The organism is Xanthomonas sp. BRIP62418 (assembly GCF_003993495.1).
Classification (GTDB): domain Bacteria; phylum Pseudomonadota; class Gammaproteobacteria; order Xanthomonadales; family Xanthomonadaceae; genus Xanthomonas; species Xanthomonas euroxanthea.
Genome location: NZ_QEZG01000033.1, coordinates 13,979 through 39,321, shown reverse-complemented (window position 1 = coordinate 39,321; position 25,343 = coordinate 13,979). Strand labels below are relative to the sequence as shown.

General features: G+C 60.4%; 18 protein-coding genes and 1 pseudogene. 12 read left to right on the top strand and 7 right to left on the bottom strand.

Annotation, left to right across the window (positions count from 1 at the left end; genetic code table 11):
- The first annotated feature begins 74 nt into the window (after nt 1–74).
- From EO174_RS07835 to EO174_RS07810, 6 genes and pseudogenes are all read left to right on the top strand, one after another.
- The gene (locus EO174_RS07835) at nt 75–1,958 is read left to right on the top strand and encodes an ATP-dependent endonuclease (RefSeq protein WP_126943560.1); all 1,884 of its coding nucleotides are present in this window, start codon (nt 75–77) and stop codon (nt 1,956–1,958) included.
- An 84-nt stretch (nt 1,959–2,042) separates the two neighbouring features.
- Complete coding sequence (locus EO174_RS07830; RefSeq protein ID WP_126943557.1) at nt 2,043–2,465, top strand: hypothetical protein; 423 nt, start codon at nt 2,043–2,045, stop codon at nt 2,463–2,465.
- A gap of 126 nt (nt 2,466–2,591) precedes the next feature.
- Nucleotides 2,592–2,693, top strand: a pseudogene (locus EO174_RS07825) (IS5/IS1182 family transposase); the annotation flags it as partial.
- Between the two features lie 200 nt (nt 2,694–2,893).
- Nucleotides 2,894–5,179 (top strand): restriction endonuclease, encoded by a 2,286-nt coding sequence (locus EO174_RS07820; RefSeq protein ID WP_126943554.1) that lies wholly within the window; start codon nt 2,894–2,896, stop codon nt 5,177–5,179.
- Between the two features lie 377 nt (nt 5,180–5,556).
- The gene (locus EO174_RS07815; protein ID WP_126943551.1) at nt 5,557–5,910 is read left to right on the top strand and encodes a SymE family type I addiction module toxin; all 354 of its coding nucleotides are present in this window, start codon (nt 5,557–5,559) and stop codon (nt 5,908–5,910) included.
- 54 nt (nt 5,911–5,964) lie between these two features.
- Nucleotides 5,965–6,702, top strand: coding sequence for an RNA polymerase sigma factor (locus EO174_RS07810; RefSeq protein ID WP_241239981.1), 738 nt, complete (start codon nt 5,965–5,967; stop codon nt 6,700–6,702).
- Nucleotides 6,703–6,836: 134 nt separating this feature from the next.
- Here EO174_RS07810 and EO174_RS07805 read toward each other — a convergent pair whose 3' ends face one another.
- Complete coding sequence (locus EO174_RS07805) at nt 6,837–7,142, bottom strand: hypothetical protein (protein WP_206515051.1); 306 nt, start codon at nt 7,140–7,142, stop codon at nt 6,837–6,839.
- 105 nt (nt 7,143–7,247) lie between these two features.
- Entirely contained in the window at nt 7,248–7,535 is a 288-nt protein-coding gene (locus tag EO174_RS07800; protein WP_042828564.1) for a hypothetical protein, read from the bottom strand.
- An 841-nt stretch (nt 7,536–8,376) separates the two neighbouring features.
- Between EO174_RS07800 and EO174_RS07795 the strand changes: the two genes are divergently transcribed.
- Both EO174_RS07795 and EO174_RS07785 read left to right on the top strand, forming a co-directional pair.
- Nucleotides 8,377–8,601: a hypothetical protein gene (locus EO174_RS07795; RefSeq protein ID WP_126943548.1), complete on the top strand. Its 225-nt coding sequence runs from the start codon at nt 8,377–8,379 to the stop codon at nt 8,599–8,601.
- Nucleotides 8,602–9,717: 1,116 nt separating this feature from the next.
- A complete protein-coding gene (locus EO174_RS07785; protein ID WP_241239980.1) occupies nt 9,718–10,185 on the top strand; it encodes a hypothetical protein in 468 nt (155 codons plus the stop codon).
- 249 nt (nt 10,186–10,434) lie between these two features.
- Here EO174_RS07785 and EO174_RS07780 read toward each other — a convergent pair whose 3' ends face one another.
- The 3 genes from EO174_RS07780 to EO174_RS07770 all read right to left on the bottom strand — a co-directional run bounded on the left by EO174_RS07780 (nt 10,435) and on the right by EO174_RS07770 (nt 13,541).
- On the bottom strand, nt 10,435–11,040 hold the full coding sequence (locus tag EO174_RS07780) for a carbon-nitrogen hydrolase family protein (protein WP_241239979.1): 606 nt from the start codon (nt 11,038–11,040) through the stop codon (nt 10,435–10,437).
- A gap of 236 nt (nt 11,041–11,276) precedes the next feature.
- The gene (locus EO174_RS07775; RefSeq protein ID WP_241239978.1) at nt 11,277–12,536 is read right to left on the bottom strand and encodes a hypothetical protein; all 1,260 of its coding nucleotides are present in this window, start codon (nt 12,534–12,536) and stop codon (nt 11,277–11,279) included.
- Between the two features lie 336 nt (nt 12,537–12,872).
- Nucleotides 12,873–13,541, bottom strand: coding sequence for a hypothetical protein (locus tag EO174_RS07770; RefSeq protein ID WP_126943542.1), 669 nt, complete (start codon nt 13,539–13,541; stop codon nt 12,873–12,875).
- A gap of 281 nt (nt 13,542–13,822) precedes the next feature.
- Here EO174_RS07770 and EO174_RS07765 point away from each other — a divergent pair, with 281 nt between their 5' ends.
- Nucleotides 13,823–14,443 carry a DUF4142 domain-containing protein gene (locus EO174_RS07765; protein WP_119130092.1) on the top strand — a complete coding sequence of 207 codons (621 nt, stop codon included), beginning with the start codon at nt 13,823–13,825 and terminating at the stop codon, nt 14,441–14,443.
- A 77-nt stretch (nt 14,444–14,520) separates the two neighbouring features.
- Here EO174_RS07765 and EO174_RS07760 read toward each other — a convergent pair whose 3' ends face one another.
- Both EO174_RS07760 and EO174_RS07755 read right to left on the bottom strand, forming a co-directional pair.
- Complete coding sequence (locus EO174_RS07760) at nt 14,521–14,748, bottom strand: hypothetical protein (protein ID WP_241239977.1); 228 nt, start codon at nt 14,746–14,748, stop codon at nt 14,521–14,523.
- 410 nt (nt 14,749–15,158) lie between these two features.
- Nucleotides 15,159–16,034 (bottom strand): hypothetical protein, encoded by an 876-nt coding sequence (locus EO174_RS07755; RefSeq protein ID WP_126943536.1) that lies wholly within the window; start codon nt 16,032–16,034, stop codon nt 15,159–15,161.
- 365 nt (nt 16,035–16,399) lie between these two features.
- On the opposite strand from EO174_RS07755, the gene EO174_RS07750 reads away from it, so the two are divergent.
- Genes EO174_RS07750 through glgB form a run of 3 tightly spaced genes read left to right on the top strand, consistent with a single transcriptional unit; the run spans nt 16,400 to nt 25,058 of the window.
- Entirely contained in the window at nt 16,400–19,516 is a 3,117-nt protein-coding gene (locus tag EO174_RS07750; RefSeq protein WP_126943533.1) for a maltotransferase domain-containing protein, read from the top strand.
- The gene (gene treS / locus EO174_RS07745) at nt 19,513–22,863 is read left to right on the top strand and encodes a maltose alpha-D-glucosyltransferase (protein WP_126943529.1); all 3,351 of its coding nucleotides are present in this window, start codon (nt 19,513–19,515) and stop codon (nt 22,861–22,863) included. The genes EO174_RS07750 and treS overlap by 4 nt, the downstream gene beginning before the upstream one ends.
- Nucleotides 22,864–22,874: 11 nt before the next feature.
- On the top strand, nt 22,875–25,058 hold the full coding sequence (gene glgB / locus EO174_RS07740; protein ID WP_126943526.1) for a 1,4-alpha-glucan branching protein GlgB: 2,184 nt from the start codon (nt 22,875–22,877) through the stop codon (nt 25,056–25,058).
- Nucleotides 25,059–25,343: the final 285 nt, after the last annotated feature.

Genomic DNA, 25,343 nt, shown 5'->3' with positions numbered 1-25,343 from the left:
CGAAAATTGGAAAGTGGATTTTGTCAATGGTTAAGTAAGAAGATGACGTAATTTACCAGGGGTAACAGGCCGAAATGAAGATCCGATCCGTTGGCATCAAAAATTTCCGTACGTTAAAAAACGTAACGATCCCTTTTGATAGCGTAACGACTTTGATTGGACCAAACGGTACTGGCAAGTCCACCGTACTCCGAGCGCTCGACTGGTTCTTCAATGGCAAGCCTGGTTCGCTGACAGCGAATGATTGCTCCTTTGGAGCAACGGACGAAGATATTGAGGTTCAAGTTACCTTCGAAGACCTCACGGAAAAAGATAGGGAGGCGCTCGGGAAGTATGCGCCAGACGGCGTTACTTCGTTCACTGCGTGGAAGCGCCGATCGCCTGATTGTATCGACGTGCTTTCCGCCAATGCCAAAGGTTTTCCTGATTTTAATTCAATTAAGGGAGCAAGCAGCGCCACGGCCAAGAAGGAACTGTACGCGAATCTCCGACGTGAGCGTCCTGAGCTCGAGCTTCCAGCAGCAAATACTGGCCAGGCTGTCGATCAGGCGATGACAACTTGGGAGGCAGCCCACACCGCTCAGCTTTTGGATGCGCCCGAGGCATTGCAGACCAACTTCTTTGGCTTCAATAGTGGCGGCAAGATGGGCGGACTCTTCGACTTCGTTCTGGTAACAGCAGACCTTCGTGCAAGCGAAGAGTCAATCGACGGGAAGGCAAGTATCATTGGGCGAATTCTTGAGCGTTCGATTGATCGTACTGCTGCTGATGAAGCGATAGCAGAAATCGTTGCAGATGCGCGCGCGAAGCAGCAGCAGGTCTATCAAGATAAATTCAGGGAGCAGCTTGGGGCTATCACAACGCAGCTCAATGAAGTCGTTACAACCTATGCGCCAGGCCGGATAATTACTGTTTGTCCGGCTGAAGTCGAACTCAGGGCACCCCGCACAACATTTGATGTGGCAGTACTCGATGGCACCACGGAAACAGCAGTGGAACGTCAAGGGCACGGCTTTCAACGTACGCTACTGATCTCCGCCCTACAACTTTTGGCGCAGTCGGGTGCAGCTTCAGCCGAGGGAGTGATATGTCTGGCAATTGAGGAGCCAGAGCTTTTCCAGCATCCTATCCAGGCACAGACTTTTGCAAAAGTATTAAGATCGCTTGCAGACGATTCGACTAAGCGCATTCAGATAGCCTACGCGACGCATAGTCCTTACTTTTTAGAAGCGCGCCATTTCCACCAAGTCAGGCGGCTGACTAGATCGACAGATGCGGTGCCGGTCGTAACGGTTCATTTTGCTACTATCGAGGGAGTGAAAGAAAAGCTGGATGGCATAGTAGATAGTGGCGTAGTTGATCGCAGACTTGACCATAATGTAGCCGATCAACTTTCCATAGCTCTGTTTGCGAATCGAGCATTTCTCGTGGAGGGAACAACCGAATCAGCTGTATTTTACGGCGTTGGGGATAGAAATTTTCCCGGAAGTCTTGAGGCTGCAGGAATTTCTATTGTTTCTGTCGGCAGTAAAGCATCAATTCCGCTGGCTCATGCAATTTTGAAATCAGTTGGAGTGCCAGTTTATGCGCTTTTTGATGCCGATAAGGGATTTGAAGATCGAGCCAAGGAAAAGAATAAAAGTCAAATTGAAATAGATAAGGAAAGAAGAAATCACGCAGTAGAAAATCGTAGATTGCTGCGCTACTTCCAACTTCCTGAAGAGGATTTTCCTCCTGCTATTACCTCTGACTTGGTCGCAATATTTGAAGATAACCTCGAGGGATTTTTGCATCTTAGTTGGCCGGATTGGGCAGCTGCTTGCATTAGCGTCGAGGCAGAGATAGGGCTAAATCTTTCAAAAAATCAGCTCGCTTACCGAGCAGCAACACTTCGCTCCGGAGGCATGGTTCCGGAGATGCTGACGAATATTTTAGTCAGGGTGAAGGAGGTGCGATAACAGGGAAAATGGTTACGCTAAATTGATAAGTCGTCCTGAGCTCCCTTTAGAATTTCAAAAATTGTCTAGAGATATGGAAATTATATGAAGCGCCTAAACGTACCCGTTTTGTATTGGATGGCTCCAGCATTTGTGATATTGGTTTTCACGGCCAATTTCTGGTTACTTAAAAATAATCCCGAAAAGGGGGTGCTGGGCGATCTTTTCGGTGCTTCAAATGCGATATTCACCGGGCTTGCTCTTTGTGCTGCAGCAATTGCAGTGCATCTTCAGTCAGTTGAGCTTGCTGAGACTCGTGAAGGACTTGCCACGGCAGATGTAGCGCAATCGAAAAATTTGCTATTGCAAAAAGAAATACTTGAACTGGAGCGTCTTAACGCAATTGTCAGTATAAAACTTAAGAGGGCACAAATAGATGCATCGCTTGCAGAGAATGGTCGGATCACTACTGTGTGGTTTGACGATGAGATCAAGGAAATAGAGGAAAGGATTTTAGGTAAAAAATGAAGTCCTCAGTTAGGATTTCCTTAAGAACGGCGTTGACCGAGAGCGGCGGGAAGCTTCATTTAATGAAGATCCGGACAATTAGTCTGATCTCCAATGATCGATCAACGAACCGAGGGGTTGATTTCGATGCAGCTGACTCTCGGCGAAGCGGAGCACGACGGCAAGCTTAAGCAGATGCGGCGCGAGGTTTTCCGTGGCGAGATGGATCAGGTGGTGCCGTGGAAAGGTCGGAGAATAACGGCTGCAGGTTGAGGTTTTGGCGGAGCGAGTAGGGTTGACTTCATAAGTGAACCCGACCCCATTCCGGCAACAACACGCTGGCGGTGCCGTAAAAGTAGGCAGCGAACTGCAGGAGCCGATGCTATATCTCAGCTTCAGGCTAAAAATAACTCGGCGTAGAGAATTGGCATCGCTATTGGTGACATATAATGAGTTACGACTTTAAAAACCTTTCATTTGCGGATTTTGAGGATCTCGTAAGGGATCTCGTCGGAAAAGAGGAAGGAATACGCTTTGAGGCATTCTGCGCAGGGCCGGATGGAGGCATTGACGGGCGGCACGCTAAGGCCAGCGGGGAAATTATCCTGCAGGCTAAGCATTATGAAAGTTCGCCGTTTACCAAGCTGACGGCGGCCATGAAGCGTGAGCGCCTGTCAATCAACAAGTTAAATTCTATCCGATACATTTTAGCGACATCCTGCAAGTTTACACCCGCTGGAAAAGATAAGCTTGCCGCAATCATAGGCCCAAGCCTGAAGTCGGAAGCGGATATTTTTGGTCCGGAAGATATCAACGGTCTACTGCGGAAGTATCCGGACATTTTAAAGTCACATATAAAACTATGGCTCTCGGGCGCGGGTGTTATCGAACGGGTTGTACGTGCGGCAGCACATACTTTTGCAGCATTTACAAAAGAAGACATCCAGCAAAAAGTTCGTATCTATGCATCAAATCCCAGCTTCGATGAATCTCTATCTAAATTGGAGGAGCATCGGCTTCTCATCATCTCCGGTCCGCCAGGTGTGGGAAAAACGACGCTGGCCGAGATGCTTTGCTATACATTCTTGAACGAGCAATGGGATCTCATTCCTATCCGGAGTCTGGATGATGGGTTTGCTAGCATTAATGACAGTAAAAAGCAGATATTCTTGTTCGACGACTTTCTAGGAAAAATCGCACTCGACCGAAAGGCTCTGGCGCACAAGGATTCTGATCTTGCGCGGTTCATGAGTCGCGTACGTCGCTCGCCGAACGCCCGCTTTATCCTGACGACAAGGGCTTACATATTTGAAGAAGCTCGTAGAGTATCCGAACATCTGGGTGATCAGCGCCTCGATGTCACGAAGTATGTACTTGATGTAGGTATCTATACACGTCGGATCAAATCTAGAATTCTGTACAATCATCTTCTTGTATTAAAAACCCCGCAAGCGCACATTCAAGCGCTCTTAGAGAATAATGAAATCGCGAAAATTGTTGATCACAAGAACTATAATCCGCGTATTGTTGAATCAATGACTGATACATTTCGCGTCAATGGTATAGAGGCTGCTAAATATCCCGCAGCCTTTATTGACGCCCTGAATAACCCAAGTCAGATCTGGGATAAGGCTTTCAGAGTACACATTGATCATCGGTGTAGGCACCTTCTAATAGCTATGTTTTTCCTGTCGGAATACGGGACTTCTCTTTCCACCCTTCGGTCATCCTTCGAGACCTTGCATACGGAGATGAGCAAAGCTTACCGGCTAGCGCATGGGCCTAAGGATTTCGAGGAGGCTCTCCGAATCCTGGAAGGTAGCTTTGTCAACATCGTTGACATTGGCTGGCCAAGTGTTTCTTTTCTCAACCCTTCGCTCAAAGACTATCTTTCAACTTACTTGTTGGACGTGGACCTCCTTGTTCGCATCGTTCCTACGGCGGCTTCCATCGATTGGTTATCGAGCTTGTGGGACTTCGTGCATTCGCACGGGCTCAATGAAGCCGACCAAGCTAAGATCGTCTCAGCTTGCCTTGGTAAGCTGGATATGATCGAAAAGCGCCCAAGCTGGCGTCCCCGAGCAGGTGACGCTGGCTCGCTCGAGTACAACGACGCTGCGAACTCCAAACGTCTTCAAATGCTGATGGACTGGTGGCAGCTCACGAGCGAGCAGCGGATTGCAGACAGCATAATGGAGATCGCTCGTAATCCACAACAGGGCTTCGATGCATGGTCCGATGGCGAGAATCTGATTGAACTAATTTCCAGAGGAGATGAGGAGAGTTATGGCCGGCCTTTCATCTATGAACTCGAATTGCTGGAGATCCTCAAAAAAGCGCTCACGGATACAATAAGGTGCAGTTCAAGTGACATGCTCTCTTCGTTTGTCGATGCTGTAGACGCGTCTAAGGGGTTACCTCCAGAAATTACCGATGCCTTGCGGGTCGCTGTGCTCGAAGAGTTTCAAGAAAATGCTAGCCTCATTCGAGACGATGATAGCGAATCTTCGTTATCCGACCGAATCGACGCCCTAAGGAAGTTTGCGCCGCGTTTCGGTGTGCCGGACAACGTTCTGAATAAAGCACTTTCAGATATTGAGGATCGGATATACGAGATTGAAGACCGGAGTACTCCCGCCTCTTCGCCTAGTTTCCCATCTACAAGAAAATTTGAGGGAGAGAAATTTGACGACCGTGCTCTCCGAGACCTTTTCACAACTCTCCTTGATCGTTAGCTTGGTTAACACAGCTGGGCATAAGACAGAGCTTAGGGTTGTCTTCCAAACACCTCGGCGACATCTGCAGTGGCGTTAGTGGGATGCTGATGAAGGCTCTCCCAATATAGGTAGTTGACATCCCAACAAACCCGCAGCAATCTCTACCACAAGGAGCGTAGAAACTCCTCACACAGCGGTACCCACCTCCGTCAAACCGGTGGGTTTTTTGTGCCTGCAAATTCTGCGGGTGCAACCGACGCGATGCCTGCGTCGGGAGGGCGGCTAATACAACACCCCTCGGGGAAATACGCCCGCCGACTGTGTGCGGTTTCTAACCTCCCGACATCCCCGTCGCCACCCGGCGGCGGGGCCTGTTCGTCAAGGAGGGCTTTGCCATGCGTCGATCCACGTCCCGTCCCAAGCCAGCGCGCAAGCGCGCCACGGTGACACCACCCACCGAGGTCGTCTGGCGCTCGCTCGACCCAACGATTACGCCGCAGCCTTACCTCGACCGCCCCGCCATCCCCGAGCCCCGCCCCGATCCCACCAAGCCGCGCCGCCCAGGCCATCCGCGTGCCCCGCAACACTGCACCGTCGGCTACGGCTACTACCCCGACAGCCACCAACGCATCCCCACGCTGCGCCTGCGTGGCCGCTGGCTGGAACAACTCGGCTTCACCATCGGCAGCAAACTCAACATCCGCATGCGCCACGGCGAGCTGGTTGTCACCGTCGCACCTGCAGAGTGACCAACCCGCCGCACCCCGCGCTCCGCGCGTGCACCCCGCAGTTGGAGAACCCGCATGGTGAATGACACCCTGGCCGGCACCTTCGGCACATCCCCGCGCTTCGGCAACACATGGATGCCGCTGCCGGTCGAACGCGCGACCAATACCTGCATCGCCTGGCATCGGCGCAGCGGCTCAGGCACAACCGCCACTCCACGCACGGCGTACGTCGCACATCCGCGCGCCGCAGTTATGCGCGGCTACGCCCGCGTACGCCACACCACGCGTTGGCGCGTAAGCGAGGAGCCGGCAGCGGGCAGGGCGCGTTTCGACCAGGCCATTGGCGTGTTGCATGCCGACCTGCTTGCCTACATGCGCCGGCGCCTGCGTGACCGCGGCACCGCCGACGACCTTACCCAGGAAACGCTGCTCCGCCTGCTGACCTACCGCGACGCGCCCGACATCGGCGACTATGCGCTGCTGATGTACCGCATCGCCCACAACGTGGTGCTGGAGCATTGGCGCACGCGCCACCGCCGCCACGCCAACGCCCACGTCGCACTGGACCTGATCGCACCACTGGCCGCAGACGGCGCCCACGTCGACCAGATCGCCGACGCCCGCCGCATCCTGCAGCACCTGCACACCCACACGCTGCCCGCACTACCGCCCAGATGCCGCCAGGCCTTCATCCTCAACCGCATCGACGGCCTCACCTACCCGCAAGTGGCCGCAGCCATGGGCATCTCGATCAAGATGGTGGAAAATCACATCAGCCGCGCCCTGGCCGCGTGCCGGGCCGCTGTGCAGTGATGTGCCCGGGTGCGTTGCCTGCCGGATGAGAACATCAGGATGCATCCTCGCCGTGTTGAACACGCATGCCGGTGCGCTACGGCCAGCAAACATCCATGCAGACAAAAAACCCTGCCGAGGCAGGGTTCGATGCATCAGTAACCGGATCCATAAGGGTTGACGGCGTCAGCCCTGGATGGTTCGTACGTCGGCCGTGGTGCTGGCTGGCGATACGTGTTCTGTTCTTTATACGGATCGACAGTTCCAAGTTTTCCGGTGTATGGATTCACATTCCCACGTGTCGAATAATTGTCGAGCGTTGTGCTGTTGGCCTCACTGCGATAGTGAGGTTGCACATAAGTGCCGTCAGCGCGGTGGTAACCATTGACACGGGTCTGCGCGCACACTGAAGCGGAGGCCAGTGCTACCACGATCGCCAAAACGATCTTTGCCTTTTTCATGGATGTTTCCTCGTAACGACTTGATGGTCTATGCGTGGCCGCAGAAGACGAACGACATGAGGGCAGGTCTGGCCCGAGTGATGCGGCCAGATTGGGCCATCGGCTTCACCGCGCTCCAGCTCGGTAGTCGGTAACCATTGCCTTGGTCACGTCCTTTGGGTAGCACAACGGGGCGTAGCCACCGCCACGGCTATATGCGCTTCTACCGCCGCAGCTGCTGCCATTGCGTGCCGCGTTGTACGGGCAGGGGCAGTTGCCGGGATAGGCATCGATCGATTGTTGAATCAGCAGCGTCTTGATGTTGGCATCAGACAACGCTGTGGAAGGTCCTTTGGCAAGCGCGTGTGGCGCAAATGCCATTGCCAACGCAAGCAAGCAGAACTGCAGTCGCATGGGTTTGTCCTAATATCGCACGTAGGGTGCGCCCCAGAACATGCAAGTCATGTTCCCCACGTCTTATCGAGTTCGCTCTCACATATGCCATAAATGGCTGTGCTCGCTTTCGTCCTATTCAAGCGCATACGCTGCGATCGCTTGAAGGTGGAAGCTAGCGAGCTCTTCAACAGCCAGGACCAGAAATGACTCCAAATGACTTTGTTAGTGCGCTGAAGACCCAATGCGCGGACGCAGCCGTTCACGACTGCGTGGAACTTCTTGAGGCCCCGCCGGGCCGTAGGCCCGAACAATCTTTGGTTAGCTTGTCCGTCTGGTATCGCGGTCTCGCTCCTGCCGACAAAGCCAACGTTGTCGCCGCATTGCAAATGGCGGCCGATGCAACGCTGTTCGGCGTCTTGTGCGTTATCGACGGTATTCGCGCTATCGAGGATCAATCAACCAAGTCCAAGTTCAGACTCACAGCCACATGCAATGGTTCAACGTCACTCATAGCGCCCGGACCCGAAGATCTTCATGCTCTTCTATAGACAGATTCTCTGTAAGAAACGAAGTGCGCAGCGCACATGCAGCAGAGACCGTCTAGCTCTGGCGTAGCGCGCCGCAGGTGAGCTGGGCTGTACCTCACACAAGACGATGAGGCCACAAGAAGTAGAGTCAGGTTAATCTAATGAGTCGACTTGACCTCTCATCCCTTCATGGCGCATCCGCAATGCAAACATGGTTGCGATTTTTTATGCTGGACTCGATATCGTTGAATGATTGACCAAGAGCCCAGAATACGGGAATATCGTACAGTAGTAGTCTAATCGCTCACTGCGGATTACAAAGGAATTCATGGATGAATAAGAGGATGCGTCCTTCTCTTAGTGGTCTGATCAATGCTTACAGCAAAATCGGTCTCATATTATTGGCGGTTGCCGCACTGGTTTTTTTGAGGGGCCTAATCAAGGCTCCTTCGCCCAGCGACGAGATCCGGCAGTTGGTTGTCATCGGCCTTGCCGTGATGGGTGTCATCCTGTGCACGCTTGGCTTTCTTATAGTCAAGCAGCCTGATGGCAGATAGGCTTTGTCTAACTCTGGCTTTGATAGATGTCCATTGGCAATCTTCTATCAACGCAGCTTGCTATGAAAGTTGGCTTATGCCGCCTCATTTTAGTGTGCTGAGGTCTCTAATCTGCAGGACATTGACCGGGCCAATGAAAAGCAAGAGAGCGATGGATAAGCAGGCATTTAACTGTTGCGTCACGGGACTGGGCCAGCTACCGGCGCATCTCAGCTCGGCGGCCAGCCGGCCGCGCCTAGTCCTCACACCGCGCGTGGTCGACATGCTACCCTGACCAACGCCATTCTGGCGGAGACGGAACATCAGGTGACCCAGCCGACACCATTGCAAGCGGTGTCAGGGGCTTCTCGCTGAGCCACGCTTGACGCAGGTCGCCCAGAGACAAGCACGTCATTTCAATCACTACCAGGGACGTATTCATCATGAAGCTACGTAGCATTGCCACCACTTTCGCACTGGCTGCGGCTTTAAGCCTTGGCGTGAGCGCCCCAGCGCGCGCCCAAGCGGGAGATCCTTGCTCGGTCTTTCTTTGCATGGCCAGCATGACCGCCCCAAGCAAGCCAGGAGGTCCTGCTTGTGCAGCGCCGATCGCCGTCTTCCATTCCATTCAGATATGGAGCCCCGCCTTCAACCCTTCAGCCACGGCGGCGGCACGCCGGGCATATCTGATGACATGCCCAGGCGTGGTCCCAGTGAATCAGGCCACCTTGGAAGCTATCATCGGGCAGTGGGGCTACACACCTTGACGGGATTCGACCACTAGCTCAGGAACTTACTTCTGAGACGTTGCGTGTATGCCGACGCGCCGTGTTCGCCGTGGGCATCGCAATGCTTCTCTATGCAATCGGACTCCTACGCCTCGGCTAGTAGCAAGTGCGCCCGTTACCCTCGCATGGTCGCCCGCAGAAAAGCTGCACTCTGTGTTTTTTTACTTGCTTAGGTGGCCGCATTCACGATGAGCGCGGTAGGCACATTGCACGATTATCCACCAGCCAATGAAAACGGGGTCGGGGTTTACTTGAGGCCCGGCCTGACCCCGTTATCCGTAAGCAACGCTACCAGACGGCAAACGGTGCATCGACGACGATCGTCCGACGCAATTCGTCTGGAGCTGCAGTGCCACCCGAAGTACAAGAACTGCAAGACGCCATTACGTCTATCCCTGGCATTACCGATGCAGCGGTGGACAAGGTGGATCTTTCTGATGTCACGGAAAGCGACTTCAGTCTTCTTCCGTATGCCGACCTGCCGCTCGGCGCGTTGAAGCGCACAAAGGGAGGCTTGGACAACGAGCTTGCCATCTCCGTCAACTTTGGTATCACGCGCGATCCGAAAGGCCTCAAGGCACTCGAGTTCATTTCCTGGTGGGTACGCGATTCGGCGCGAGCGGGCGAGCCGATGCAGATCAAGAGCGTTGCGCTTCCACCCATCGGCGATCAGTTTGGCACGTCACTTCGCTTTTGCATCGATTATTTCTACGCTGATCCTGAGCAGGATATCGGCAAGCTACTGTCCAAGGTAGGGAAGTTGGCCGTTGAGCTCAACAGCGCAAAGGGCTTATATCCTCAGGTCGTTGCGTCCTGATAATGCAGTCAAGCCAAACCCGCCACCGCGGATGTCCTCGCGCAGCTGCCGACGCAGCGGGCAAGTGGGATTGCCGAGTGTCACCGCACAGACAGGGCTGCCTGTTACTGGCCTTGGCCTGATCTCAAGCTAAGCTGAAGACGCTCGCTTCTCCATTCCTTGTGTCGTACGCCACCAATGCCTCCTGGAAGGCGTCAGCGCTGCCAACGAGCTCACCGTCACTGCCCCAGATGGCAGACCGGCCCGCTCCTATGAAAGTGTCGGCGGGCCTACACAGTTCGCCATCAAGACAGTCATGGAATGCTTTCTTGCAATCGTCGGATAATGATTGTAGGCCGATGTCACGCCTCTTTCCGACTTGGCCACGCTTGCCAGATACACGCCAGCACCTGACGCTGCAACTTGTTCCGCATGGCTTGCCTGCAGTGACTCGTAGCAAATGGCAGGCGCCAGCACCTGATCTGCGTGTCTGAGAACAAGCTGCTCATCACCGCCGGTGAAGAAGGGTAACTCGTCGGGGTGTAACTGCTGTTTGGAGTAGCTTGTGCGCTCCAGCCCTGGTTGGAAGCAGATCATCCCGATTTCGATGCCTTTCGCCCCCTTCGTGGGTACGCCAACGGCAATGAGCATGCCGTACTGGTCACTTGCCACCTGAAGCGGATCAAAGCGCTGATCAGCCGGGTGCACCGCCAGGGCGTGAGCCAGTGCTGGTTCGTAGCCGGTGAGGGACAGCTCGGGAAAGACCAGCACATCCGCACCCTTGCTCGCCGCCAGGCGAATGACATCGAGGTGCTTGCTGATGTTCTCTTCGATTTGGCCAGGCGTTGAAAGGATTTGCGCGGCTGTCAGCTTCATTGCCTGTCTCGTGTCCACGTATTGGGGTTGAGCGTAGCGGATTCCAACAGGCTGGTAACCAGCGTGCGCTTGAATTCCGCATATGCTGCTCGCACGCTCGTGCCCTCAAAAGCGGAGCGTCTTGGCCCGTGCTTGTCTTCATCAACGGCACAGGGCAGATGTATAGCGTCGGTTTTTACCAATCTTCTCCGACTTGCTTCTTTGGAAAAAAAGGCACGCCGCGCTGAGGGATGTACTCATTTATTGAGCACCTCGGTTGTCCATACCTGGTCGTAATCCGCGTTGTGCGCCTTGGTAAAACCGTGGGCATCGCTGAATCCATCATCGACCTTCTGGCCATCCTTGTAGATCACGTAATGGCGCCCGCCGGCAGCCTGGTCGCCGTGGTAATGCAGCTGCATCCGGTACACCAGCCTGCTCTCTTCTACTGCTGGCGTCGCCTGCTGCTGTCCACCGCTGCTGGCGAGTTGCTGTATCTGCAACAGCGGTGTGGTCTGCTGCGGATGGGCCACAACCCAGCTTCTGAACTTGGCTTGGTCCTGCGTTGACGTCTGCCCGGACGCTGGCCAGATGTAGAGAAACGTTGCCGGCGTATCGGGTGCCGTACTGGCGGCCGGAAGGTGCCACTCGTAGACCTGGTGCTTGCCATCGGCTGTCGTCATCTCGAGCAGGCGGGCACTGGCTTGCGATGGGTTGCTGGCGGCGACCGGCAGTTCACTGATCGGCGCGAGGCTGGAGTTCGGTATGGCGCCCGCCAGTGCCAGCAGCAGATCGCGCTGGTTTGTCACTTCCTGTTCGTTCAACGATAGCGAGCGCAGGTAGCGCGAACGCAGACTGAAACGGTAGCGCGTTTCCTGCAGGGTGAATTCTCCCTCGACCCTGGAGGCTTCGTGCCAGTCGTGCCCAGGTGCCAGATTGACAGCGCCGTGCATGACGCAAAACCGCTGCCGGGATTGCGCCGCTGGCGGGAAGGGCGATGCGCTGCTGGTGATCGATGCCAGGATGTCCTTGGTGCGCCGTTCGGTGATGTCCTGCAGGCGGCTGATGGCCGTCTTCTGGAAGCGAAAGGTCGTGCCATCGCGATGAATGAAGCCGGTGACCTGCACCACATTCGGGTCGAGCGGCAGCGCGTCTTCCTCGTGTACGACGATGACCCTGCCATCGTCCTGTGCCAGCGTTTCCACTGGCTTGATCAGTTGGCGCACCCGGCCATCGCTGGCCGGTGCTTGTGCGTCCAGCAGGCGCTGCGCATAGCTAGTCGCGTCCTCGCGGTAGGTATCGATGTCGCCCCAGTAAAACTGCGCGGAACTTCCCAGAAAGTGCAGGGGCACATTGGACGTCACGGCAAGCCGCCCGATGCAGTAACTGGTGTTGACGGGATTGTCCGCCGACGGCGGCAACGATTTGTTGGTGGTGTTGGTTGTGCTGCAAGCGGCAAGCAACGCCATGGCAGCAAGCAGCGGCGCGCGCATCAAACGCGTGGCGGGACGTCTCAACGCAATTCCTTCAAAACAGCAATCGGCAATGATAGATGACGCCGGTCCACCTGGTGCGCCACCGCTGGCCAGGTGATCTGGCGCGTCCTGCTGCTTCCGTGCATTGGCCCGATTGCTAGGTCGAGCGAGCCGCATCCGTTCTGGCCGGTGCAGGCCAACGGAAACCGCACTGCGCCACCTCGCATCGGCTTTTATGCCGTGGTGATAGTGATGGCGTGCCTGCTTCCGTTAGCTGGGGCGTGTGGGGGCTGCGTTGGGAGGGGCCAGTGCTCGGAGGTCGCACACCCATGTGTGCGCCTTCCTCTGCGGGAGTGGCGCACAGGATGCCTGAGTTTGCTATGGCTTCTTTCGATACACCCCACCAAAGGACACGTTCATTCCGCCGCATTCCAGGTTGTCGTCGGCCAGCAGCATGTCGCCCAGCAATTGCAGGCGCACCTTGCACGTGTTCTCGTTGACCTCGACGCGGTTGCCTTCTGGATAGCCGCGCGCGGTGACCGAACCCGTGTGCGGACCGCCCGGCGTCTGTTCCGGATCGGGATAGGCGCTGGGCCAGTACGCATCGCCGTTGACGGTGATGCTGCCGTCTGCGTTGGTGGTCAATTGCAGCGTGTTGTCGCCATAGTGCCAGTGGCCGTTCCACGCCTGCGGTGTGGGCGTGGCCGCGCTTGGTTGCATCTGCAGGCTGGACTGTGCGACCCAACCTGCGGTGCCGCCGCCCTTGTTGGGATAGAGCACGCAGACATAGGCATTGCGGCGCTGCGCCGTCAGGACGATATCGTTCTTGACCACGTAGGCGCGCTCCTGGCATGCGGCCCCGCCCGTGTCCGGGCAGCCATCGGTGTCCTTGAGCAGGTACAGGCGCGGCGGGATGACCTTGCCGAGGGAGAACGCCACCGGCGCGCTGGTGAACAACCCGTTGCGGCAGGTGGCATCGTCGCCGGCAGGTGCGGCGTGGACCAACGGCGAAATGCCCAACAGGGCAAGCATCCAGGCCTTATGCATGGCAATCACTCCAAATGTGGCGCGGTAGTGTGCGGCAAACCGGGCCGTCTTTCAGCAGGAAAGTGTCACCACACGCCACGCATGTCAGAGCCGCGCTGACCCACGTGCAGTTCCACGCCCGTGCGCAGGCGCGTGCCGCCGCGTGCCGTGCGGTGCATGGTGCGGCGTTGTGTCTTCGCCCCGCAGCCAATGCTTGTGTTTGATTACCCCAGTAGACGTGTATGAGCCCTCTTCACCTGGGGAGGGCGATGCTGCTGTCTTCAATCGAAAGGGAGTGGAGCATGAAACAATCACTGTTGGTCCTGTCCATGGTCGCGGCGCTGGCGCTCGCTGGCTGCAAGCCGGATGCCGACAAGGAGGCCGCAGCGCCTGCCGCGTCCACCGAGCCGACGCCGACCGGTGGCGCGGCGACCCCGACCACGCCGCCTGTCGGCGAAGCCAGCCCGGCGCCGGAAGGCGCGGCGCGGGCGAGCTCCGGAGACGACATCGCACTGGGCCTGCTCGGGGCGGTGAACAACCACGAGATCGCCGCAGCGAAGCAGGCGCAGGACAAGAAGGTCACCGGCGCGGTGCTCGAGTACGCGAAGATGATGGAGAAGGAACACACCGAGAACCTGGAAAAGACCAAGGCGCTGGGGACGCTGGCCGAAACCCCGGACGTCAAGAAGCTGGAGAGCAAGGGCGAGCAGGACCTGTCCACGCTGGGCCAGAAGTCCGGCAAGGACTACGCGGCGGCCTACATCGATGCAATGATCGCTGGGCACAAGGACGCGCTGCAGCTGATCCAGACGCAGATGATGACGGTGGCGTCGACCGAGCCGGTCAAGCAGCACCTGACCGAGACCAAGACGCACGTCGAGCAGCACCTGGCGAAGGCGGAAGCCATCAAGAAGGCGATGTAAGCGTGGGCGTGGCAGGCCGCTGGTCTGCCACGCCTGGTTTGCAAGCGGCGAGGGAGCGACGTCGCCGTTTCCGAGCTTCAGGGACCCGAAAAGGGAATCAGGGAAAAAGCGATTCCTCCCACAACTGCCAACAGCGCCAGCACGCTAAGAATTATCGAATACAGACGCCTGGAAAAATTGGGGCGGCGCCGGATGGCCCGAAGAATGGCGATCGGAATCAATGCATAGACCGCACAAAGGGCAATGAAGTACCAGTTGACCTGATAGGAGGAGCCCTTGCCCAGCGTGTTTCCGACTTGAAACAAGACCACTCCACCAACAAGCGACAGGAAAGAGCGGAGCGCAATGCATTGGTGGCTCTTGTTTGAATGCTCATATCTTCACATCTCTACAATCTGGAACGTTGCCACAGCTGGATGCCTTACCAATGCGATCTCCTCTTACGCATCCATTGAACGTGATTGCTTCAGTACCAGTGTCATTGCAACGTTGCAATGACGTCAAACGCGCTGCGGTGCCACCACCCAGCAAAATCAGCGATGGCCACTAACCAGCGCTTTCCCACACTGTTTACATCATCGGGCCCGCCGTAATCGCCGAAGAGCAGGCTCGGGTTCACTTGATACGCGTGCCCGGACGTTGATCGAACGTTCTCTGGCGATGCGTTCGAGCCGACGTTGCGTTGCCGTAAACGCGATGGCAACCGGCTTTCCGCTCAGCGGCACCGATCAAAGGTTCTGACGCGCGTTTGCTCTGCAATGATCAGGCGATCTTCCATCTCGCTCAGGATGAAGACTGCAGGAACGTCCTTCTTCGGCGCGTTGGCAGACGCGGTGATGATGCGCCATGTCCATGGTGTGCGTGCCAGCAGGGTGACCGCGTTGGGCCAGAGGTCTTCGCCCTTGCCGGTCATGTCATCCCAGCCGAACTGGATGAGGTGTTTGGGGTCCGCTGTCTCGGCGTCGCGGCAGGCGATCCCTGCGGTGACCCAGGCGCCTCTTAGCGGCTCAGGGAAATGGGCCTTGGGGACATGTGGTTCGTAGCTGCCAGCGCCGGTAATGCGCGCCAGGGCGCCTGGCTTCCAGGTATAAGCCCAGCTGTAGCTGCCGGGGGCGGGACAGCGCTGCGATCCGTCCGGATTGGGTTGTTCCCGTTTGCAGATCGGGGAGCTTTCCTGCACGAGGAACACGACCTCGATGCGATTGCCTTGGACTGCAAGGCGCATCACTTCGCCAGGAATCTGCTCGCTGGCGTCTGGCGTATAACCGGTCCTGCGTGCCCTGATTTCCCATGCGTCGATTGGAGCGCTGACGTTGGGTGACTTCCCGGGTGAGTACTTGCGCAATACATCGATGCTGTTGGGGCAGTCGGAAGTGGAATCCGAGCAGTACGAAGAACTCAGATAGACGATCTCATCGACTCCATCCTTGTCCAGGTCGACAACCTGCACGAAGCCGGCGTAGTCCTCCTTGACGATGTCGTCGTTGACGCTGACATCTTGCCAAAGCCCGACGATCTCTCCGGCGCGGCTTGGGCTCAGCCTCTGATCCTTTGCCGTTGCAGCCGTGGCGATGGCTAGCAGTGCCGCCATGACGTGGCTCCGCATCCTTGCGCTCCTTGCAGGTTGAGGCCCTAGCCTACAACGCCTGGGCGTTGGTCAGCGCTGCCTGAGCCCTCACCACTGCCGCGCTTGTTTGATTTTCGTCAATTCCACCGACACATGAAATTCGCAGCCGGGGTGCTTGACTGCATGGGTCAAGAATCGTTGCGGAGTTGCGCATGAGTGCAGTCACGGTGGGAAGGGTCGACCAGGGATCGGGTAGAGATGGGTCGATCCGGACGGGAGTTGGACTGGTGCGTCGTGAACGAGCGCCGGCGAATGTGCGGGGCGGATCGGCCCGCATCGCTTTCTTCGTCACGGCGCGCGTATGCGCCGTGGTCGGCTGAGGGGGCGCTATGCGGATCTGTGTTCTCAACGAGGCAACCGGGGACCACGCCGGGCTGGAGCAGCGCTGCAGGTCGGCGCGCGAGGCGGGCTTTGATCATGTGGTGCTCGCGCCGCCGTTTGCGCGCGACGCCCAGGGCCGGCTGAGTGAGGTGGCCGGTGCCAGCGAGGCAGACGCGCAGCGCCTGCGCGAGGTGGTGCAGGCCGCGCACCGCGCCGGCGTGAAGCTGCTGCTCGACGTGCGCCTGGACGAAGTGGGTGGCGACAGTGCGGTGGTGCGCGACAACCCGCAGTGGTTCCGTGCGCGCAGCACGGCGGTGCCGGACCCGCGCCAGCCGCGCGCCACGCCCGAAGTGGCGGAGGCACGCTTCACCTATGCGCAGGAAGGTGCGGCGCTGGTGGAGTGGTGGAGTGCGCGCCTGCTGGAGTGGGCATCGCAAGGCGTGGCCGGCTTCCGGCTGTTGCAGCCGCAGCAGGTGCCGGCGCAGCGCTGGCGCGAGCTGATCGCACGCGTGCATGCGCAGGCGCCGGAGGTGGTGTTTGCAGCCTGGACGCCGGGCCTGGGCATCGAGACCTTGCAGCAGCTGGCCGGTGCCGGCTTCGATGCGGCGTTCTCCTCGCTTGCCTGGTGGGACGGCCGCGGTAGCTGGTTCTTCGACGAAGACACCGCATTGCGCGCATTGGCGTCGCAGGTGGTCGCGGTGGTGGGCGCGCCCGAAGGCAAGCCTGCGGCCGCTGCCGGGCAGCACTGGCAGCTGGCCCAGGCCCTGGGCGGGGCATGGTTGCTGGACGAGGCACAGCTGGAGACGTTGCCGTTGTCGATCAGGGCGCGCGATGGCGTGCCGCCCAGCAATGCCGGCCTGCGCTTGCGCCCGCTGCTGCGCGAGGGCACCGGCCTGACGGCGGTGGCCATCGAGCCGTTGGGTGGATTGCCGTCGCTGCTGCTGATCAATGGCGATGCCGATCATGTGGTGCCGGTCCCGGCGCCGGACCTGTTGCGCCTGCTTGGCGATGCCGAAGCGCTGGTAGGCGAAGACGGCAGCACGCTCTCCGGTGCGACGCTGGAAGCACTGGAGCCGGGCGAGGTGCGGGTGTACCGCAGCGTGCCGGCGCGGCATGTGCTGGCGGTGCCGCGCATGCGTCCGCGCGCGCAGACCGCGGCCGCCTGGCCGCGTGTGTGCATCGAGTCGGTGACGCCGTCGGTCGATAACGGCCGTTTCCCGGTCAAACGCACCGTGGGCGACCGCATCTGCGTGGAAGCCGATGCGTTCTGCGACGGGCACGACCGTATCGCGGTGGCGGTGCTGTGGCGCCCGGCCGATGCCAAGACCTGGGCCAGTGCGCCGATGCGTGCGCTGGGCAACGATCGCTGGCGCGCGGAGTTCCCGCTCGAGCGCATCGGCACCTATGAATTCCGCGTCGAAGGCTGGCGCGATGTATTTGCCACCTTGCATGCGGATCTGGAAAAGAAGCGTGCCGCCAACACGGTGCTGCCGGTGGACGTGCAGGAAGCGGTGGCCGTGGTGCAGGCTGCGCACGCACGTAGCACCGGTGCCTTGGCCGAGCGCCTGCAGGCCATCCTGACCCGCATCGGTGCGCAGAGCGAGCCGCTGCAGCAGCTGGCGATCGTGCTGGAGCCGGACACCGCGCAGGCGATGGCGGCGGCCGACGACAAGCCGTTCCGCTCCGAAACCCCGATGACCTTCCGGGTGGAGTCGGAGCGGCGCGCGGCGCACTTTGCCAGCTGGTACGAATTGTTCCCGCGCTCGCAAAGCGGCGATCCGCGGCGGCACGGCACCTTCGACGATGTGATCAAGCGGCTGGCGCATATCCGCGCGATGAACTTCGATGTGCTGTACATGCCGCCGATCCACCCGATTGGCTTGAACAACCGCAAGGGCCGCAACAACTCGGTCACCGCGGTCGATGGCGAGCCGGGCAGCCCGTACGCAATCGGTGCCAGCGATGGCGGGCATACCGAGGTGCATGCCGAGCTCGGCGGACTGGACGGTTTCCGCCGCCTGATCCAGGCCGCGCGTGCGCATGGGCTGGAGGTGGCGCTGGATTTCGCCATCCAGTGCGCGCCGGATCACCCGTGGTTGAAGGAGCACAAGGACTGGTTCACCTGGCGCGCGGATGGCTCGATTCCGTACGCGGAAAACCCGCCGAAGAAATACCAGGACATCGTCAACGTCGATTTCTACGCCAGCGGTGCGGTGCCGGACCTGTGGAACACGCTGCGCGATGCGGTGCTGTTCTGGGTCAACGAGGGGGTGACGCTGTTCCGCGTCGACAACCCGCATACCAAGCCGTTCCCGTTCTGGGAATGGTTGATTGCCGACATCCGCGGGCGCCGGCCGGACGTGGTGTTCCTGTCGGAGGCCTTCACCCGGCCGAAGATGATGTACCGGCTGGCCAAGTGCGGCTTCTCGCAGTCCTATACCTACTTCACCTGGCGCAACCACAAGCACGAGCTGCAGGAGTACGTGGAAGAGTTGAACCAGGGCGTGCCACGCGAATGCTTCCGCCCGCATTTCTTCGTCAACACGCCGGACATCAATCCGCTGTTCCTGCAGACCAGCGGGCGCAACGGCCACCTGATCCGCGCCGCGCTGGCAACCACGCTGTCGGGGCTGTGGGGCATGTACCAGGGCTTCGAGCTGTGCGAGGCCACACCGCTGGCGCCGGGCAAGGAAGAGTATCTGGACTCGGAGAAGTTCCAGCTGCGGGCCTGGCCCGAGCGTGCGCCCGGCGACATCGTCGATGAGATCACCCGCTTCAACCAGCTGCGCCGCATGCATCCGGAACTGCAGTCGCACCTGGGCACGCGCTTCTACCAGGCGCACAACGACCAGATGCTGTATTTCGGCAAGTTCCTGGATGCCGGCTACCTGTCGCGTAGCCGCAGCATGGTGCTGGTGGCGATCAACCTGGACCCGCAGGCGGGCCAGGACGCGGACATCGAAATTCCACTGTGGGAGTTGGGCCTGCCCGATCACGCCAGTGTGGCGGTGGACGACCTGTGGGACGGCCACCGCTTCACATGGCAAGGCAAGTATCAGCACATCCGCTTAGAGGCGACGCGGCCGTTCGCGTTATGGCGCATCCGCGCAGGAGAGGTCGCATGAATGCAGTCCCATCGTTACAAGCCGACGCGGAACAGTCCGCGGTGGTGGCAGATCAGCTTTGGTACAAAGACGCGATCATTTACCAGGTGCACGTCAAGTCGTTCTTCGACTCCAACGACGATGGCATCGGCGATTTCCCGGGCCTGATTTCCAAGCTGGATTACATCGCCGAACTCGGCGTTGACACGATCTGGCTGCTGCCGTTCTACCCCAGCCCGCGCCGCGACGACGGTTACGACATCGCCGAATACATGGCGGTGCATCCGGACTACGGCAGCATCGAGGATTTCGAGCAGCTGGTGGCGCAGGCGCATGCACGCGGCATCCGCATCGTCACCGAGTTGGTGATCAACCACACCTCCGACCAGCACCCGTGGTTCCAGCGCGCACGCACTGCGCCGGCCGGCTCGCCTGAGCGCGACTTCTACGTGTGGTCGGACACCGACCAGGAATACGAAGGCACACGGATCATCTTCTGCGATACCGAAAAGTCCAACTGGACCTGGGACCCGGTGGCCGGTCAGTACTTCTGGCATCGGTTCTATTCGCACCAGCCGGACCTGAACTTCGACAACCCCGCGGTGCTGGAGGCGGTGCTGGAAGTGATGCGCTTCTGGCTGGATCGCGGCGTGGACGGCCTGCGCCTGGATGCGGTGCCGTACCTGATCGAGCGCTCGGGCACCTCCAACGAGAACCTGCCGGAAACCCACGCGATCCTGCGTAAGATCCGCGCCACGCTGGATGCCGAATACCCGGACCGTATGCTGCTGGCCGAGGCCAACATGTGGCCGGAAGACACCCAGCAGTACTTCGGCCAGAACGCCGACGAATGCCACATGGCGTTCCATTTCCCGCTGATGCCGCGCATGTACATGGCGATCGCGCGCGAAGACCGCTTCCCGATCACCGACATCATGCGCCAGACCCCGGAAATTCCGGAGAGCTGCCAGTGGGCGATCTTCCTGCGCAACCACGATGAGCTGACGCTGGAAATGGTCACCGATTCGGAGCGCGATTACCTGTGGCAGACCTATGCCGCCGACCGCCGCGCACGCATCAACCTGGGCATCCGGCGCCGGCTGGCGCCGCTGCTGGAGCGCGACCGCCGCCGCATCGAATTGATGACCTCCCTGTTGCTGACCATGCCCGGCACGCCGGTGCTGTACTACGGCGACGAGATCGGCATGGGCGACAACATCCATCTGGGCGACCGCGATGGCGTGCGTACGCCGATGCAATGGTCGATCGACCGCAATGGCGGCTTCTCGCGCGCCGACCCGGCGCAGCTGGTGCTGCCGCCGGTGATGGACCCGCTGTACGGCTTCCAGGCCGTCAATGTGGAAGCGCAGATCCGCGACCAGCATTCGCTGCTGACCTGGACCCGCCGCGTGCTCAGCGTGCGCAAGCGCTACCAGGCCTTCGGCCGCGGCACCCTGCGCTTCCTGTACCCGGGCAACCGCCGCATGCTGGCCTACCTGCGGTGCTATCAGGACGAGACGGTGCTGTGCGTGGCCAACCTGTCGCACACGCTGCAGGCGGTGGAGCTGGACCTGTCCGAGTTCGAGGGCCGCGTGCCGGTGGACATCATCGGCGGCGGCAGCTTCCCGCCGGTCGGCCGGCTGACCTACCTGCTCACGGTGCCGCCGTTCGGCTTCTACGCGTTCCAGCTGGTCAGCGAAGGTACCTTGCCGGATTGGCATGTGCCCAGCCCGGTACCGTTGCCGGATTACCGCACGCTGGTGCTGCGCAGCGATACCGACGAGAGCAACGCATTGCTGCCACATCTGTCCACGCTGGAAGCGGAAATCCTGCCGGCCTGGTTGTCGGCACGGCGCTGGTTCTCGGCCAAGGACCAGGCACTGAAGCATGTGCGCATCTCGCGGCGTACGCCATTGCCCGGCGATGAGCCGATGAGCCTGCTGGAGCTGGACGTGGAGCTGGAAGACGGCCGCCACGAGAGCTACATGCTGCCGATCGGCATCGTGTGGGAGCGCGACCACCCCAGCACGCTGGCCGAGCAGCTGGCGCTGGCGCGTGTGCGCCAGGGCCGCGAGGTGGGGTATCTCACCGATGCCTTCGCACTCAAGCCAATGGTGCGCGGGGTGATCGACGCCTTGCGCGACAACGCCGCGCTGGACTTCTGCGATGGCGACGATGCCTCGCAGCAGGGTCAGGTGCGCTTCGAGGCGACCCCGGCGCTGGCCACGCTGGACATTCCGCAGGATCCGGAGATCCGCTGGCTGTCGGCCGAGCAGAGCAACAGCTCGCTGGTGGTTGCCGACAAGGCGGTGTTCAAGCTGCTGCGGCACGTGGCCAATGGTGCCAACCCGGAGATCGAGATCGGCCGCCGCCTGACCGAGATGGGCTATGCCAATGCCGCGCCCTTGCTGGGCAGCGTCAGCCGCATCGATACGCAGGGCACCATCACCACGATCGCGCTGCTGCAGGGCTTCATCCGCAACCAGGGCGATGCCTGGCGCTGGACGCTGGACCATCTGGCGCGCAGCTTCGACGAGTACGCCACCGCGCAGACCGACGAATCGCGCGCCGAAGCCATCGCCGGGTACGACGCCTTCGCCGCGGTGGTCGGCAAGCGCCTGGCCGAGCTGCACGAAGCCTTGTCGCGCGACACCGACGACGCCGACTTCGCCCCGCAGCGCATCGACCTGCCGACCGCCAACGATGTGGTGGCCGGCGTCGCCCGCCAGGTCGAGGAGATGTGGGAGACGGTCACCACGCGTCTGGCCGGCACCGATGACGCCACCGAACGCGAAGCGCTGCAGGCGGTGCTGGCAGAGCGCCCGCAGCTGGATGCCTTGCTCGCCCAGGCGCCGAGCGTGCTGGCCGATTCCCTGCTGACCCGCGTGCACGGCGACTTCCACCTGGGCCAGATCCTGGTGGCCTTCGACGATGTGGTGCTGATCGACTTCGAAGGCGAGCCGGCCAAGCCGCTGTCCGAACGGCGCGCCAAGGCCAGCCCGCTGCGCGATGTGGCCGGCTTCCTGCGCTCGCTCGACTACGCCAGCGAAGTGTCGGCACGTGGCGAGGAAGGCACCGCCGCACGCGCGGGCGTGGGCGTGGACACGCATCTGGACGAGTTCCTGGTGCAGTTCCGCCGCCGTTCCACACAGGCGTTTCTGGATGCGTACCATGCCGTGCTCGATGCCAGCACGCACCCGTGGATCGCGCCGGCGGCGTTCAATGCGGCCACCTTGCTGTTCCTGGTGGAGAAGGCCTGTTACGAGGTGCGTTACGAGGCCGCCAACCGCCCCGGCTGGTTGATGGTGCCGATCGAGGGCTTGCGACGCATCCTGCACCGCGCGCGCGCTGGTGCGGGAGACACATGATGAGTGGAGTGATGACAGCAGTGACCAATCGATGGGATCCCGGCGCGACCCGCGCCCTGGCCGAGGCACGCCATGGCGATGCATTCGCCATTCTTGGCGCGCACCCGACCGATAGCGGTCGGGTGCTGCGCACCTATCAACCGGGTGCCGACTACGTCAATGCCGTGCTCGACGACGGCCAGGTCATCGCGCTGGACGCGGGCCCGGAGCCGGGCCTGTTCGCCGGCGCGTTGCCGGCGCAGGGCGGGTATCGCCTGCGCATCGGCTGGCCCGGCGGCGAGCAGGACACCGCCGACCCGTACGCGTTCGGCCCGCAGCTCAGCGACTTCGACCTGCATCTGATCAGCGAAGGCCATCACCTGCAGCTGGCCGATGCACTCGGCGCCAACGTGGTCGAGGTCGATGGCGTACGCGGCACGCGCTTTGCGGTGTGGGCGCCCAATGCCACGCGCGTGGCGGTGGTGGGCGATTTCAACAGCTGGGACGCACGCCGGCATCCGATGCGGCTGCGGCACCAGTCCGGCGTGTGGGAGCTGTTCGTGCCCGACGTCGGCCCGGGGGCGCACTACAAGTACCAGCTGCGCGGCCCGCATGGGAATGAGTTGCCGGCCAAGGCCGACCCGGTGGCGCGGCGTGCCGAGCTGGCGCCGGGCACCGCCTCGATCGTGGCCGACCCCACCCCGCACCAGTGGAGTGATGACGGCTGGATGGCCACGCGCGCGCGCCGTCAGGCGCACGACGCACCGATGAGCATCTACGAGATCCATGCCGGTTCCTGGTTGCGCCAGGAAGGCGTGGACCTGGACTGGGATGGCCTGGCCGACCGCCTGATTCCGTACGTGGCGGACATGGGCTTCACCCATGTCGAGCTGATGCCGGTGACCGAGCATCCGTTCGGCGGCTCGTGGGGCTACCAGCCGCTGGGCCTGTTCGCGCCGACTGCGCGCTTCGGTTCGCCGGATGGGTTTGCCCGCTTCGTCGATCGCTGCCACCGCGAAGGCATCGGCGTGATCGTCGACTGGGTGCCGGCGCATTTCCCCACCGACGCCCACGGCCTGGCGCATTTCGACGGCACCGCGCTGTACGAACATGCCGACCCGCGCGAAGGCTTCCATCGCGACTGGAATACGCTGATCTACAACCACGGGCGGCGCGAGGTGTCCGGGTTCCTGATCGCCAGTGCGCTGGAGTTCCTGCAGCGCTTCCACGTCGACGGCCTGCGCGTGGATGCGGTGGCCTCGATGCTGTACCGCGACTACAGCCGCAATGCCGGCGAGTGGGTGCCCAACATCCATGGCGGGCGCGAGAACTACGAGACCATCGCCTTCCTGCGCCGGCTCAACGAGGTGGTGCGCGAGCACACCCCGGGCGCGGTGATGATTGCCGAGGAATCCACCGCATTCCCCGGCGTCACTGCCGATGTGGCGCATGGCGGCCTGGGCTTCCACTACAAGTGGAACATGGGCTGGATGCACGACACCCTGCATTACGCCGCGCTGGATCCGATCTACCGCCGTTACCACCATGGCGAGCTAACATTCAGCATGGTCTACGCGTATTCGGAGCGCTTCGTGCTGCCGATCTCGCACGACGAAGTGGTGCACGGCAAGGGCTCGTTGCTCGGTCGCATGCCGGGCGACGACTGGCAGCGGTTCGCCAACCTGCGCGCTTACCTGGGTTACATGTTCACCCACCCGGGGCGCAAGTTGCTGTTCATGGGCTGCGAATTCGGCCAGCCCACCGAGTGGAACCACGACGGCGGCATCCCCTGGCATCTGCTCGACGACCCGCGCCATCGCGGCGTGCAGACCCTGGTGCGCGATCTGAACCGGATGTACGCCGAATATCCCGCATTGCACGTGCAGGACGACGACCCGGCCGGGTTTGCCTGGGTGGTCGGCGATGATGCAGCCAACAGCGTGGTCGCGTTCCTGCGCAAGGGCAAACGTGGCGATGCGCCAGTGCTGGTGGTGATCAACTTCACCCCGATCGTGCAGCACGGCTACCGCATCGGCGTGCCGCAAGGCGGCCAGTGGCGCGAGGTGTTCAATAGCGATGCCGGCATCTACGGCGGCGCGAATCTGGGCAATGGCGGTGTGGTGGGCGCCGAGCAGCAGTCCATGCATGGCCATGCGCAATCCCTGCCGCTGCTGTTGCCGCCGCTGGGCGTCGTCGTGCTGACGCCGCAGGGCTGATGCAGCACCCACGGCGCCGGACGGCTGGTCCGGCGCCGTGGCACCTGTTAGATTGCGCGCCATAGAGTGGTGAGACCGTGTTGCGTGCGCCTGTCGGGCGGCGCAGCTGGGTGTCGACCACTGATATCAGGCGGCCCGGGGAGGGCTGCCGGGCACAGCCGCCGCCATGCCTTCCGTCGATCTCGTTACGGGAGCGTTGTGCGTGGGCGTTTTGAGTGCTGCTGCTTCTTCGATGCTTGAGTGGCCTGTTCCTGTTGTGCGCAGGGTCGGGCGCGCAGATGCACC

Excerpts from the sequence above, each read along its gene's own strand:
- EO174_RS07800 (WP_042828564.1), bottom strand. The coding sequence starts at position 7,535 with ATGCGACTGCAGTTCTGCTTGCTTGCGTTGGCAATGGCATTTGCGCCA.
- EO174_RS07815 (WP_126943551.1), top strand. The coding sequence starts at position 5,557 with ATGCGTCGATCCACGTCCCGTCCCAAGCCAGCGCGCAAGCGCGCCACG.
- EO174_RS07805 (WP_206515051.1), bottom strand. The coding sequence starts at position 7,142 with ATGAAAAAGGCAAAGATCGTTTTGGCGATCGTGGTAGCACTGGCCTCC.
- EO174_RS07830 (WP_126943557.1), top strand. The coding sequence starts at position 2,043 with ATGAAGCGCCTAAACGTACCCGTTTTGTATTGGATGGCTCCAGCATTT.
- EO174_RS07820 (WP_126943554.1), top strand. The coding sequence starts at position 2,894 with ATGAGTTACGACTTTAAAAACCTTTCATTTGCGGATTTTGAGGATCTC.
- EO174_RS07810 (WP_241239981.1), top strand. The coding sequence starts at position 5,965 with ATGGTGAATGACACCCTGGCCGGCACCTTCGGCACATCCCCGCGCTTC.
- EO174_RS07795 (WP_126943548.1), top strand. The coding sequence starts at position 8,377 with ATGAATAAGAGGATGCGTCCTTCTCTTAGTGGTCTGATCAATGCTTAC.
- treS (WP_126943529.1), top strand. The coding sequence starts at position 19,513 with ATGAATGCAGTCCCATCGTTACAAGCCGACGCGGAACAGTCCGCGGTG.
- EO174_RS07835 (WP_126943560.1), top strand. The coding sequence starts at position 75 with ATGAAGATCCGATCCGTTGGCATCAAAAATTTCCGTACGTTAAAAAAC.
- EO174_RS07770 (WP_126943542.1), bottom strand. The coding sequence starts at position 13,541 with ATGCATAAGGCCTGGATGCTTGCCCTGTTGGGCATTTCGCCGTTGGTC.
- EO174_RS07765 (WP_119130092.1), top strand. The coding sequence starts at position 13,823 with ATGAAACAATCACTGTTGGTCCTGTCCATGGTCGCGGCGCTGGCGCTC.
- EO174_RS07755 (WP_126943536.1), bottom strand. The coding sequence starts at position 16,034 with ATGGCGGCACTGCTAGCCATCGCCACGGCTGCAACGGCAAAGGATCAG.
- EO174_RS07780 (WP_241239979.1), bottom strand. The coding sequence starts at position 11,040 with ATGAAGCTGACAGCCGCGCAAATCCTTTCAACGCCTGGCCAAATCGAA.
- glgB (WP_126943526.1), top strand. The coding sequence starts at position 22,875 with ATGACAGCAGTGACCAATCGATGGGATCCCGGCGCGACCCGCGCCCTG.
- EO174_RS07750 (WP_126943533.1), top strand. The coding sequence starts at position 16,400 with ATGCGGATCTGTGTTCTCAACGAGGCAACCGGGGACCACGCCGGGCTG.